This window comes from Hydrogenimonas sp. (assembly GCF_029933015.1).
Taxonomy (GTDB): domain Bacteria; phylum Campylobacterota; class Campylobacteria; order Campylobacterales; family Hydrogenimonadaceae; genus Hydrogenimonas.
On sequence record NZ_JAOZOZ010000044.1, the window covers coordinates 1 to 12,705 of the forward strand.

The window sequence follows — 12,705 nt, forward strand, 5'->3', positions numbered from 1 at the left end:
GGGACATTGTTCATCCTTTCAGAGGACTCTATAGAAATTATGATAACAAATTTTGCTGCTTCCGAATCGAATATCAATAAACTTTTCGGATTTGAATGATAGAATTCGAAGCCAATTCTGCTTTGAGGAAAAGACGACGATGTGGAAAAAAAGTTGGAATGGATCTCTGTTACGGATGCTGGCGCTGCCTGCTCTGATCGCCGGGTTTACCTACACGCTCTACGAATGGTGAATAAGATCAGTCCCTAATCTCCTATTAAGCGAATTTTAATTAAAATTACGGGCTAAATTTTATAGAAGGACAGATGGATGAAACGAACCTATCAACCCCATAACACTCCGCGCAAAAGAACCCACGGTTTCAGAGCACGTATGAAAACCAAGAACGGACGCAAGATCATCAACGCTCGTCGCGCCAAAGGTCGTAAGCGATTGGCGGTCTGATCCACTTCGACTCCCTCAAGCGTACCGCCGATTTCAACAGAGTCTACAAAAGCGACAAACGCTGGCACGACAAGGCGTTCGTCCTATTCGCGGTACCGGATTCGAAGGGATGCAGAGTCGGCTTTGTCGCGAGCAAAAAGATCGGCAATGCCGTGAAAAGGGCCCGGGCCAAGCGAAGGCTCCGGGCACTTTTTTTGAAGATGATTCCGCGGCTGAGAGAGGGCGACTATGTCCTGGTGGCGAAGCCGCCCATACTCGACACGCCTTTTGGCGAACTGGAAAAGGCGTTCATGCGGGCCATCAGGCGATTGGAACTCGGTAAAAAACAATGAGGTCAGCAAGGCTATGAGATGATCAGAGAGGCACTATCGGGATCTTTGAAGTTCTACCAGAAGTACCTGACACTTTTGGGATTCGGAAGCTGCCGATACTATCCGACCTGTTCAGAATATGCCAAATGGCAGATCGAAACCAATCCGAACATTTTCAAAGCGATTTTTTCCTCCACATTGAGGATACTGCGATGCAACCAACTCTTCGACGGTGGCATCGACTATCCGAAAATCTCCTGTAAACATTTCACACCCACGCATCTACGGGGCAGCGTGCCCGAGATAAAGTTCTGGTATCTGCCCGAGCGGGATGGATGCAGAGTCATCAAAAACATTTTTTCGAAAGGCCCATCGTGTTAGACAATATGAATACACAGACGCGCGTCGTCATAGCGACCGTGCTCTCCTTGCTCGTTTTTATCGGTTACGACTACTTTTTCATGCCGAAAACCACACAGCAGGCAGACGGCAATCGGACCATGCAGGTGCAAAGTACCCAGGCATCGGCGAAAAATGCCGAAAACAGTGTGGCACCTGCCGCGACGACACAGAGCGCGTCACCGAAACCGGCCGCCCGGAATACCGGTGCGGATACCGCACTCGAAGGTGTGATCGCCACGATCGAGACCTCCAACGCGACCATCGAATTCGATGCGCTCGGACGTATATCACAGGTCTACCTGAAAGACATCCAGTACAGGACGGAAGAGGGGGAGGAGCTCAAACTCTTCAACAACCCCCGCATTCCCAAACCGCTGGAGATACGCTTCAGCGATCCCGCACTCAACGAACTGGCTTTCAAAACCCCCTACCGTGTCTCTACATCCAGACTCGAAGTAAGCGGTGACAAAGCCGAAACCATCACCTTCACCCAGGACCTGAACGGTTTTACCGTAGAGAAAAAGATCACGATCCATCCCGATCACCATTACGACGTCGATATCAAAATGAGCGAACCGAAACCCTATTTCGTCTCGCCGGGCTACCGTCCCGATCTTCGTATCGACAACTATACGGTCCATGGTGTGATGGTCGAGGAGGCGGACGGCACCCTGACGATCATCGACGACGGTGACGCCAAGGGGACGGAAGCTTTCAGAAAAGCGCGCATCGCCGTCGCTTTCGACCGCTACTACGCCACGGCGCTCTACGATTTCGACAACGGCATGGAAGTGGTCGTCAACAAGGATGCCGAGGAGAATCCGATCCTCTTCGTCAAGGAAGAGGGTGCCGAAAGAACCCTACACGGATATATCGGACCCAAAGAGTACAAGATCCTCCAGGCCATCCATCCGGAGCTGACGAAAATCATCGAGTTCGGGTGGTTCACCTTCATCGCCGCGCCGATGTTCAAGGTGCTGATGTGGCTGCACAGCTTCATTCCCAACTGGGGATGGGCGATCGTGGTGTTGACGCTGCTGATCCGTGTGATCCTCTATCCGCTCACCTACAAAGGGATGGTGAGTATGCACCGCCTCAAGCAGCTGCAGCCCAAGATCAAGGAGATACAGGCCAAATACAAGGGCGATCCGCAGAAGTTGAACGCCCACATGATGGAACTCTACAAAAAGCACAAAGCCAACCCGCTGGGGGGATGTCTGCCGATGATCCTGCAGATTCCCGTCTTTTTCGCGATCTACCGGGTTCTTCTGAACGCCATCGAGCTCAAAGGTGCGCCCTGGATCCTCTGGATCAACGATCTTTCGGTCATGGATCCCTATTATGTCCTTCCGGTACTGATGGGTGGATCGATGTGGCTGCATCAGCGTGTCACACCGAGCAACTTCACCGACCCGATGCAGGAGAAGATCTTCAAATGGCTTCCGGTGGTCTTCACCTTCTTCTTCGTCACGTTCCCGGCGGGTCTGGTACTCTACTGGCTGACGAACAACATCTTCTCCGTCGCCCAGCAGCTGATGATCAACCGTATGCTTGAAAAGCAGCCAAAGGCGGAGTGATGAGGAAGTTCGAAGCTCCGACTCTGGAAGAGGCGTACGCGGCGGCTGCCAAAGAGTTCTCCTGTTCGGTGACGGAACTCGACATCCAGGTGGTACAGAATCCTTCCAGGGGATTTCTGGGCTTCGGACGCAGATCCGCCATCATCGTGGCCGATTCCGCCGCAAGAAAAAGATCGGAACCGAAACCCAAAGCGGTAAAAAATGAAGAGGCTACCGTCGAAACCTCGCCCGAAACTGTAGAGAAAAGTACGGAAGAGCCCGTAGAGGAGGCATCCGCCGTCTCAGAAGAACCTGTCGAAACAACCTCTGAAGAGAAAGAACCGACGAGGGAAGAGGCTGAGCCCCCGACGCTGCAGAAGGAGAGCGAAAAGGATGAAATCAAAGTCCCTACGCTTAAAAACGACGACGAAATCTTCGGCAACTTCTATACCGAAACTCCCGATATTTCGACGATCGTCGTCGAAATAGAGAACAAAATCAACGAACTCTTCGCCCACGCCTGTTTCGAGATAGAGCGGATTGTCGTATCGGCCTACGACGACGAAACGGTACTGGTGGAATTCAACGGCAGTGACGCCGCTCTGCTGATCGGCAAGGAGGGATACCGCTACAAAGCCCTGGCCCATCTGCTCTACAACTGGATCCATGGGAAATACGGTTTCAAAGTGCGTCTGGAGATCGCCGAATTTCTCCAGAACCAGGAGATGATGATAGAAAACTATCTGCAGCCCATCATCGAACGTGTCGAAAACGAAGGCCGCGCCCAGACGAAAGTACTCGACGGCATTCTCGTACAGATCGCTCTGAAAAATCTCCGTGGCCGCTTTCCCGACAAATATGTGGCGGTACGCACCAACAAAGAAGGCGGACGCTATATCATCATCAACGAGTTTCTGGAGAAGAAGTGAGCGACACCATCGCCGCCGTCGCCACCGCGAGCGGTGTAGGGTCGGTCGCCATCGTCCGGCTCAGCGGTGACGACGCTCTTGAAATCGCAGAAAAAATCACGAAAAGATCCTCTTTCATTCCCCGACATGCCCATCTTTGCAATCTCTACGACACGAAGGGTGAACTGATCGACGAAGCGATCGTCATCTGGTTCAAAGCGCCCCACAGCTTCACGACGGAGGATGTCGTGGAGTTCCAGTGTCACGGCGGTTCCATCGTCGCCGAGGAGATCCTCAACACGCTCATCTCCAGCGGCGCACGCCTGGCCGAACCCGGCGAATTCACGAAGCGGGCGTTTCTGGGCGGGCGTATCGATCTGACCGAAGCGGAAGCGATCGCCAAACTGATCGAAGCCAGAAGCGAGGATGCCGCGAAGATTCTGGCGCGGCAGATGAAGGGCGAACTCAAAAGATTCGTCGACGAGATCCGGGAGAAACTTGTACGGGCCATCGCCTTTGCGGAAGTGACGATCGACTATGCCGAAGAGGATCTTCCGGAGGATATGGTCGACAATATGCTCCATCAGTTGGAGACGATCGAAAAAGAGATCGAAAAGATCGTCCGTTCCAGCGAACGCAGACGGGGGCTCATCGAGGGCTTCAGGGTGGCGATCGTCGGCAAACCGAATGTCGGCAAGAGCTCGCTTCTCAACGCGATGCTCGATTACGAGCGTGCCATCGTCAGTGAGATCGCCGGTACGACGCGGGACACGATCGAAGAGCAGCTCCGCATCGGGACCCATCTGGTTCGTATCGTCGATACGGCAGGGATACGGGAGTCGGCCGACACGATCGAAAAGATCGGTATCGAACGTTCCGTCGCCGCCATCGAACAGAGCGATATCGTCATCGCGATGTTCGATGCGAGCCGGCCGTGGGATCGGGAAGACGATCAGATCCTCTCTCTCATCGATCGGTATGAAAAAGAGAAGGAGATCGTCGTAGTTCTCAACAAAACCGACCTTCCCCAAAGGATCGATCTCTCTCGAATCGAAAAGTATCGGCCTATATCGCTGAGTCGGGAAAACAAAGCCGAAGAGATCATCGGAGTGTTGGAAAAGAGACTCTCGGCCATGGCGAAGGGTGACGAGATTCTACTCATCTCGACCCGACAGATCGAGGCGGTCCGACGGGCGAAAGAGGCGATCTCACAAGCCAAAGCCCCGCTTCTGGCAGGAGAGCTGGAGATCTTCACCTTCCATCTGACCGAAGCGATCGAAGCGATAAGCTCCATCTCCAGACCAGTGGATTTTAACGATATTATGGATAAAATGTTCGGCGAATTCTGCCTGGGCAAATAGATGTGCGGTAAAAACTACACAATTTTTGCCGATATTGTGGTACTTGGAATTTTGCAACGAATGGCATCTATCGCGAAAACGGATCTCTTTGCAATTTAGGGACTTTTCTCCCTGCAGAATCATGCGTTATGCCATATGTTGCGTAACATCACTATTGAATAAAAAAGGGAATCATATCAGATGTGTGGAATCGTAGGATATATTGGAAAAAGAGAGATAAAAAGACAACTGATCGAAGGTTTGCGTGAACTGGAGTACCGGGGATACGACTCCGCCGGTATCGCGGTGATGCAGGAGGGCCATATCCAGTCGTTCAAGGCGGTGGGAAAGCTGACCAACCTCGATGAAAAGACCAAAAACTTCGAAACCACTGGTCTGGGCGTGGGTATCGGCCATACCCGCTGGGCGACTCACGGCAAGCCGACCGAACTCAACGCCCATCCCCATATGGGTGAGTACAGTTATGTCGTGCACAACGGTATCATCGAAAACTATCGGGAAATCAAGGAGATGCTCGAAAACGAGGGCGTGAATTTCCTGAGCCAGACCGATACGGAAGTGATCGTCCACCTCTTCGAAAAGGAGGCGGAACGCCACAGCGATCTGTATGCCGCTTTCAAAGCGACGATCGACCAGCTCGATGGGGCCTACGCCGTACTTCTCATCACTCAGAAGGCACCCGATACGATCTTCTTCGCCCGCAAAGGTTCGCCGATGATCGTCGGCAGAAACGGCAGAGGGGAAGTCTTTTTCGCATCCTCCGACGCGCCGCTGATCGGGGAGGCCGAAGAGGTTGCCTATATGGAGGATGGAACCGTCGGCTACGCCACACCCGATCTGATCCATGCGGAGCCCGATCCGCTCAATTTCGTCCCCCTCTCGGGCGACAAAATGACGGCACAGAAGGGCGGTTACCGCTTTTTCATGGAGAAGGAGATCTACGAACAGTACCAGGTGATCGGCGATACGATGATCGGGCGGGTTCTGGATGACGATATCGTTTTCGAAGAGCTCGACGACGAATTTTTGAAAGATATATCCCGCATCAAGATCTGTGCCTGCGGTACCAGTTATCATGCGGCGTTGACCTCCAGCTATCTTTTCGAACGGCAGGCGAAGATGCCGGTCAATGTGGAGATCGCCAGTGAATTCCGCTACAAAGAGCCGCTGCTGACCGACGATACGCTCTTCATCGTCATCAGCCAGAGCGGTGAGACCGCCGATACCCTCGAAGCGCTCAAAATGGCCAAGGAGGCGGGCCTCAAGACACTGGCCATCTGCAACGTCGACAACTCCTCCATCGTCCGTATGGCGGACGCGACGATCCTGACCCGTGCCGGCATCGAGAAGGGTGTGGCCAGTACGAAAGCCTTCGCTACGCAGGTGATGGTTCTGTGGATGCTTACCGTGTTCTTTGCGAAAAAACGCGGAACGATGAGCGACGAGGCGATCAGGGAGGAGCTCCGCTATATGAGTTACGTGCCGAAAGATCTGCAGAAGTCGCTGGAGGTGCACGAGAAGTGCAAACGCCTCTCCAAACGCTATCTGCACGGCCATGGATTTTTTTTCATCGGCCGCGACATCTTCTATCCGCTGGCGCTCGAAGGCGCTCTGAAGCTCAAGGAGATCAGCTATCTGCATGCCGAAGGGTATCCGGCCGGCGAGATGAAGCACGGTCCGATCGCACTGGCCGACGCCGAACTCTTCACGATCGCTCTGATGCCCAAAACGATGCTCTACGACAAAACCAAAAGCAACGTGGAGGAGCTCAGTGCCCGGGATTCGACGATTCTTGCCATCTCTCCGGAGATGTTCGAACTGGCGGACGACTTCATTCTGACCCATCCCCACAAACATCCGATGCTGGAGTTTTTCGAAATGATGGTGGTCGAACAGCTGCTCTCCATGGAGATCGCCATCCGGCTGGGCAACGACGTGGACATGCCCCGCAACCTGGCTAAAAGTGTCACCGTTGAGTAGATGGATCGTTCTGGCGGCTCTGGTCGTCGCCCTCTTCATTCTCTGGCGGCTCAGCAGCCGCACCGTCGCCCCCATCTCATTTACCGAAGCGGGCATGCTGCTGCAAAACGGTGCCTGCCGTCTCCATCTGCCTCTCAAAAAGATCGAAAGAGAGAGCTTCACTGCCGATGTTCTTTCGATAGAGAGAACGATCGCCACCTTTCCCAACGGATACCGAGTCGTCGACGAAAAGATCTCCATGCCCGAAAACTATACCTTCGGCAAAGCCCTCTCAGCCGTCGTCAAAGCGGTTTTCGGCCTGGACGATCTGCAAAGAGTCGTCGAAAACAGAAAGATGGTCCTTTTCGAAGGGATGGGGAAAAATGGTGAAAAGCTTCGGATTCTGGCTGTTTTCAAAGGGAAAAAGGATCTGGAGCTGCTCTACCCCCTCAACGATTCCTTCTTTTTGACGATAAAGAGATGTCTCATCGAAAAGAGAGAGCCGAAAGAGCCGACCGTGGTCAACCACGTGGTCGGAAAGGAGCCGCAGGAGCTGCCTTTGACCCGGTGGAGCCAGGAGCTTTTCGATCTCGATATATTGATTAACAAAGATATGTAGATCACTGCTGTATAATAGAAAAATCTTTCCAAAAAAGGAGGTGTTGCCATAATGATCATCCAATATGCGATATGTGGCGGCATTGTCCTTGCGTTGTCTGCGCTTCTCTTTTTCCTTTATAGAAAAAACCGGCTTCTACGCACCGATTACGAAAAGCTTCTCTATCAGCTCAAGGAGTGCCGAAGCCTCGACGAAGTGACGGGTGCCTACAACTACGCCTTTTTCGTCAAGATGGGCAACATCCAGGTAAAGCTCGCGAGACGGAAAAAGTGGCCTGTGAGTATGCTCATCGTCGATGTGATCGAGCTGGAAAAGATCAACATCCGTCGAAGTTACGCCGTGGGAAACGCGGTTTTGAAGCATCTCTACCAGACCATCAAGGCGTGCATTCGCGAGAGCGACATCATCGGACGGTTCGGCGGATCGGGATTTTTCATTCTTCTCAACGATTGTGCGGAAGAAGACCTCCCGAACGTCATCATGCAGATACAGAGCTGTCTGGAAAACTCATCCTGCGTGGATCACAATGTCCAGATACCCTACAAAACACGCTTCGGCGGTGTCACGATGCACGGAAAGCATATCTATCTCAATACGATGCTCAGTGTCGCGGAAGAGGCGCTTCATGCAGCCAAGACTTCGAATGCCACGTATGCCATAGCGGACCATACCGGAGCTGTCGTAAAAACGGATGTGAAAAAATAGTCGAGGGGTGAAGAAGAGGAGGGCGGCCAAGCCGCCCGGTGGAAGATTAAAGGGGAGTGACGTTTTCGGCCTGGGGACCTTTTTCACCCTGACCGATGCTGAAAGTCACTTTTTGACCTTCGTTGAGTTCGACACGGCCGAAACCTGTGTGATTGACCTGACGGAAGTGTACGAAAACGTCTTTGCCGCCATCTTCGGGCTGGATGAATCCGTAGCCTTTTTCAGTATTGAACCATTTGACGGTTCCGTTGATAATATCTGCCATGAGATATCCTTTTCTATGAAATTTTCAGAAAAGAAGTTTGAAGCTTGTTTTGTGAGGTAGAACTCTAATTCGAAGGGTCGAGGTAGAACGGTCACACACAAAGACGAGAATCGAAATCATCTTTCTTGCCAAGAAGTATAGCTGAAACATTCACCAATAGCAAGCTTTTTGGAAAATTTCTTTTTCATGTAGTTTTTTAACGCAATCCCAAGCACACTTTCACTATAATCACGACAATTTTCATTTCATCTGCAAGGGTACCCGTATGCAACAGGATATTGCCGAAATATTGAAGGCGCACAAACTCTCCGAAGAGGATTACGAGCACATCAAAAAGATTCTGGGACGTCTGCCCAATCTGGTGGAGATCGGTATCTTCAGCGCCATGTGGAGCGAGCACTGCAGCTACAAGTCGAGCAAGAAATACCTGCGCGGCTTCCCGACCGAGGCGCCGTGGGTGATCCAGGGGCCGGGCGAGAACGCCGGTGTCATCGACATCGGCGACGGCTACGCGGCGGTCTTCAAGATGGAGAGCCACAACCACCCCAGCTTCATCGAACCCTATCAGGGAGCGGCCACGGGCGTGGGCGGGATACTCCGCGACGTCTTCACGATGGGCGCCCGCCCGGTGGCGAACCTGAACGCCCTGCGCTTCGGCCGTGTACGGGGCGACGACCAGTCGGCGGCCTACCAGCGCCATCTGGTGCGCGGTGTCGTGGCGGGCATCGGCGGCTACGGCAACTGCATGGGTGTGCCGACCGTGGGCGGCGAGACCTTCTTCGACGACAGCTACAACGGCAACATCCTGGTCAACGCCTTCACCCTGGGGATCGCCAAAGCCGACGAGATCTTCTACGGCAAGGCCGAAGGCATCGGCAATCCGGTCATCTACGTCGGCTCCAAGACGGGCCGCGACGGCCTGGGCGGCGCCGTGATGAGCTCCGACAGCTTCACCGAAGAGTCCAAGAGCCTGCGCCCGACCGTACAGGTGGGCGACCCCTTCACCGAAAAGCTTCTGCTCGAAGCCTGCCTGGAACTCTTCAAGACCGACTACGTCGTCGGTATCCAGGACATGGGCGCGGCGGGACTCACCTCCAGCTCCTTCGAGATGGCGGGACGCTCCGGCAGCGGCATGCGGATGGATCTGGACAAGGTGCCGATGCGGGAAGAGGGGATGACCCCCTACGAACTGATGCTCTCCGAGTCCCAGGAGCGTATGCTCATCTGCGCCCGCAAGGGGACCGAAGAGAAGATCATCGAAATCTTCGAGAAGTGGGAGCTCGACTGCGCCGTCATCGGCGAAGTGACCGACACGGGACTGATGGAGCTCTACTGGCACGGCAAGAAGGTGGCGGAGGTGCCGGTCGATCCGGTGAGCGAAGAGGCGCCGGTGCTCGACCGTCCTACGGCACGCCCTGCGTATCTCGACGAGATCGCGGGCATCGATATAGACAAATATGAACTTCCTTCCAATCAGGAGGCTTTCGAGACGATCGTAAAAAGCATCGAGGTGGTGGACAAAGCGTGGGTCTACGAACAGTACGACTCGATGGTGCAGACCAACACGATCAAAAAAGGCGGCGACCTGGACGGCTCGGTGATCCGCGTCAAAGAAAACGGCCGGGCCATCGCCATGAGCAGCGACTGCAATCCGCGCTACTGCTACATCGACCCCAAAGGGGGCGCGGCCGCTGCGGTGATCGAGTCGGGCCGCAACGTGGCGATGACGGGTGCGCGCCCGCTGGCCATCACCGACTGCCTCAACTACGGCAACCCCGAAAACCCCGAAGTGATGTGGCAGTTCGCCCAGGGATGCGAAGGGATCAAGGAGGCGTGCGCGGAGCTGAACACCCCCGTCACCGGCGGCAACGTCTCGCTCTACAACGAGACCAACGGTGTGAGCGTCTTCCCCACACCCACCATCGCGATGGTCGGTGTCAACGACGATCAGCACCGGGTGCTGCCCTCGGCGTTCCAGAACGAGGGTGACATCTTGCTGCTCGTGGGCGAGACACGAAAAGAGTTTGGCGGCAGCATCTACCTCAAAGAGCTCTTCAAAACCACCGGCGGCAAACTTCCCGCCATCGACTACGACAAGGAACTGGCGCTTTGGGATCTGGTGATCGAAGCCAACAAAAAAGGCTTGCTCCAAGCCGCCAAGGATCTCAACGTCGGCGGCCTCGCCATCGCCGCGGCCAAGATGGCGGCCGTGGGCGGCCAGGGGGCGAGTATCGAAGCCGATCTGGGCGAGAGCGTCAACGTGTTTAGCGAAAGCTTCTCCCGCGCCCTGCTGGAGGTAGCCCCCGAAAACGTCGAAGCCGTGGCGAACATGGCGGCCGAGCGCGGCCTCAAATGCGAAAAGGTGGGCACCGTGGGCGGCGATACGCTCGAGGTCAACGACATCGCCATGCCGATGGAGAGATTGAACGATATCTACTTCAACACCTTCCGGCGTATCATCGAACAGGACATCTGATCCGAATCCCGGCTTTTGCCGGGAGTAATCTGCATGAAAAAAATCGACCTCTCCAAACACGCTGCCCAGAAGCTGCTGAAACAGCGTCCCCCGTGGCTCTACCGCAACGAACTTCCCGACACTCTCTACACCGAGCCGGGTGAAGTGGCGGCGTTGGTGCATCAGGGCGAGTACCTGGCCACCGCCTTCGTCAACCCTCACAGCACCATAGCCGCCAGGGTACTCGGCTGGCGCGACGAACCGGTCGATCGGGACTTTTTCGCCCGGCGCATCGAGCGGGCCATCGCCAAGCGCGAGGGGATAGAGAGCAACGCCCTGCGTCTGGTACACTCCGAAGCCGACGGCCTGCCGGGACTCGTCGCCGACCGCTACGGGGACAATCTCGTCCTCTCTTTCACCACCGCCGGGATGGACCGATTCAAAGAGGAGATCGTCGAAATCTTCGTCGATCTGCTTTCTCCCAAAGGGATCTGGGAAAAAGGCGACAAAATTCGCCTCAAAGAGGGGCTGGAGGCGACCCATCGCACGCTCTATGGCGACGTGGACGAAACGTTTATCATCGAAGAGGGGACCAAACGGTTTCAAACCGACCTCAAAGCTTCCCAGAAGACAGGCTTTTTCCTCGACCAGCGGCGCAATCGCCGCATCGTGGGCCGCTACGGAAGAAAGAGAACGCTGGATCTTTTCGCCAACGCCGGAGGGTTCGGCATCTACGCCGAAGCCGAAAGCACGAAGTTCGTGGAGATCTCCGAGCTCGCCTGCACCCAGATCGAAACCAACTGCCGCCTCAACGGCCTGAAAAACTACGAGATCGTCAAAGCCGACGTCTTCAGGTTTCTCGAGAAAGAGACGGAACGCTACGACCTGATCGTCGTCGATCCGCCGGCCTTCGCCAAGAGCAAGAAGGCCCGCTCCGGGGCGCTGAAGGGGTGGAAATATCTCATCGTCAGGAGCCTGGCGCTGCTGGAGGAGGGCGGGCATATGGCGCTTTTCAGCTGCTCCCACGCCGTCGGCCTCGAAGATCTGCTCGATCTGGCCCGAAGCTCCGCCGTCATCGACGGATGCCGCCTGGAGGTGGTGGAGACGATGAAACAGGATGTCGACCACCCCTGGATGCTGGATGTGCCCAACTCTCTCTATCTGACGGGGGCTCTGCTGAGAAAGAGTGTATGGTAAGCGATAGGAGGATCGAGAGAATGCGGCGATATCTCGAGAGCCGCCAGGCCGACCTGCGCCTCTTTCTGGACGACGTGCACGATCCCTACAATCTCTCGGCCATCTACCGCACCGCCGACGCGGCGGGGCTCTTTTACATCGATTACGCCCGAAAGGGCGATCACGCCGTGCGGCCCAGAAAGGATGTGGTGCAGGGAAGCCACCGATGGCTGAAGATCGAAAAGATCCCCTACGAAAGCCGCCTCGAGCATCTGCGCAGCCTCATGGATGCGGGCTACCGGATCGTCGCCACCACCCTCTCGGACGAAGCGGCCGTCTATACCGACATCGACTTCACCCGCCCCACCGTCCTGGTGATGGGCAACGAAAAGGAGGGTGTGAGCCCCGAAGTGGCCGCACTGGCCCACCGGCATATCGTCATCCCGATGCACGGCATGGCACGGAGCCTCAACGTCTCGGTCGCCACCGCCGTCATCCTCTACGAAGCCGAACGCCAGCGACGGGAGGCCGGGATGTACGATCG

Annotated in this window: 13 protein-coding genes; 12 read left to right on the forward strand and 1 reads right to left on the reverse strand. The window is 55.1% G+C overall.

The genetic code is table 11. From position 1 onward, the window contains the following. Positions 1–309: 309 nt before the first annotated feature. From rpmH to Q1K23_RS04635, 9 genes are all read left to right on the forward strand, one after another. Positions 310–444: a 50S ribosomal protein L34 gene (rpmH, locus tag Q1K23_RS04595; RefSeq protein WP_201353057.1), complete on the forward strand. Its 135-nt coding sequence runs from the start codon at positions 310–312 to the stop codon at positions 442–444. Then, on the forward strand, positions 444–776 hold the full coding sequence (gene rnpA, locus Q1K23_RS04600; RefSeq protein WP_300362845.1) for a ribonuclease P protein component: 333 nt from the start codon (positions 444–446) through the stop codon (positions 774–776). Before rpmH ends, rnpA begins: the two co-directional genes overlap by 1 nt. A gap of 18 nt (positions 777–794) precedes the next feature. Continuing rightward, positions 795–1,136: a membrane protein insertion efficiency factor YidD gene (yidD, locus tag Q1K23_RS04605; RefSeq protein ID WP_300362828.1), complete on the forward strand. Its 342-nt coding sequence runs from the start codon at positions 795–797 to the stop codon at positions 1,134–1,136. Positions 1,137–1,141: 5 nt separating this feature from the next. Next, a complete protein-coding gene (yidC, locus tag Q1K23_RS04610) occupies positions 1,142–2,734 on the forward strand; it encodes a membrane protein insertase YidC (protein ID WP_300362830.1) in 1,593 nt (530 codons plus the stop codon). After that, positions 2,734–3,642, forward strand: coding sequence for a Jag N-terminal domain-containing protein (locus tag Q1K23_RS04615; RefSeq protein ID WP_300362831.1), 909 nt, complete (start codon positions 2,734–2,736; stop codon positions 3,640–3,642). Before yidC ends, Q1K23_RS04615 begins: the two co-directional genes overlap by 1 nt. After that, a complete protein-coding gene (gene mnmE / locus Q1K23_RS04620; RefSeq protein ID WP_300362833.1) occupies positions 3,639–4,982 on the forward strand; it encodes a tRNA uridine-5-carboxymethylaminomethyl(34) synthesis GTPase MnmE in 1,344 nt (447 codons plus the stop codon). The genes Q1K23_RS04615 and mnmE overlap by 4 nt, the downstream gene beginning before the upstream one ends. Before the next feature lie 180 nt (positions 4,983–5,162). Continuing rightward, entirely contained in the window at positions 5,163–6,962 is a 1,800-nt protein-coding gene (gene glmS, locus Q1K23_RS04625; RefSeq protein WP_300362835.1) for a glutamine--fructose-6-phosphate transaminase (isomerizing), read from the forward strand. Continuing rightward, on the forward strand, positions 6,955–7,560 hold the full coding sequence (locus tag Q1K23_RS04630; protein WP_300362836.1) for a hypothetical protein: 606 nt from the start codon (positions 6,955–6,957) through the stop codon (positions 7,558–7,560). Before glmS ends, Q1K23_RS04630 begins: the two co-directional genes overlap by 8 nt. 51 nt (positions 7,561–7,611) lie before the next feature. Continuing rightward, positions 7,612–8,265, forward strand: coding sequence for a GGDEF domain-containing protein (locus tag Q1K23_RS04635; RefSeq protein ID WP_300362838.1), 654 nt, complete (start codon positions 7,612–7,614; stop codon positions 8,263–8,265). A 46-nt stretch (positions 8,266–8,311) separates the two neighbouring features. Here the strand turns inward: Q1K23_RS04635 and Q1K23_RS04640 are convergent, their stop codons facing one another. Further along, positions 8,312–8,530, reverse strand: coding sequence for a cold-shock protein (locus Q1K23_RS04640; RefSeq protein WP_283242318.1), 219 nt, complete (start codon positions 8,528–8,530; stop codon positions 8,312–8,314). Between the two features lie 265 nt (positions 8,531–8,795). On the opposite strand from Q1K23_RS04640, the gene purL reads away from it, so the two are divergent. The 3 genes from purL to Q1K23_RS04655 form a co-directional block, all read left to right on the forward strand. Continuing rightward, the gene (gene purL, locus Q1K23_RS04645; RefSeq protein ID WP_300362840.1) at positions 8,796–11,006 is read left to right on the forward strand and encodes a phosphoribosylformylglycinamidine synthase subunit PurL; all 2,211 of its coding nucleotides are present in this window, start codon (positions 8,796–8,798) and stop codon (positions 11,004–11,006) included. 33 nt (positions 11,007–11,039) lie between these two features. Further along, positions 11,040–12,182 carry a class I SAM-dependent rRNA methyltransferase gene (locus Q1K23_RS04650; RefSeq protein WP_300362841.1) on the forward strand — a complete coding sequence of 381 codons (1,143 nt, stop codon included), beginning with the start codon at positions 11,040–11,042 and terminating at the stop codon, positions 12,180–12,182. Between the two features lie 20 nt (positions 12,183–12,202). Then, positions 12,203–12,705, forward strand: a 503-nt coding sequence (locus Q1K23_RS04655; protein ID WP_300362843.1) for an RNA methyltransferase, incomplete at its 3' end; no start/stop codon positions are given.

What these genes read in the sequence shown, in the direction of transcription:
- rpmH (WP_201353057.1), top strand. Translation starts at nt 310, where the DNA reads ATGAAACGAACCTATCAACCCCATAACACTCCGCGCAAAAGAACCCAC.
- yidD (WP_300362828.1), top strand. Translation starts at nt 795, where the DNA reads ATGATCAGAGAGGCACTATCGGGATCTTTGAAGTTCTACCAGAAGTAC.
- yidC (WP_300362830.1), top strand. Translation starts at nt 1,142, where the DNA reads ATGAATACACAGACGCGCGTCGTCATAGCGACCGTGCTCTCCTTGCTC.
- Q1K23_RS04615 (WP_300362831.1), top strand. Translation starts at nt 2,734, where the DNA reads ATGAGGAAGTTCGAAGCTCCGACTCTGGAAGAGGCGTACGCGGCGGCT.
- glmS (WP_300362835.1), top strand. Translation starts at nt 5,163, where the DNA reads ATGTGTGGAATCGTAGGATATATTGGAAAAAGAGAGATAAAAAGACAA.
- Q1K23_RS04635 (WP_300362838.1), top strand. Translation starts at nt 7,612, where the DNA reads ATGATCATCCAATATGCGATATGTGGCGGCATTGTCCTTGCGTTGTCT.
- Q1K23_RS04640 (WP_283242318.1), bottom strand. Translation starts at nt 8,530, where the DNA reads ATGGCAGATATTATCAACGGAACCGTCAAATGGTTCAATACTGAAAAA.
- purL (WP_300362840.1), top strand. Translation starts at nt 8,796, where the DNA reads ATGCAACAGGATATTGCCGAAATATTGAAGGCGCACAAACTCTCCGAA.
- Q1K23_RS04650 (WP_300362841.1), top strand. Translation starts at nt 11,040, where the DNA reads ATGAAAAAAATCGACCTCTCCAAACACGCTGCCCAGAAGCTGCTGAAA.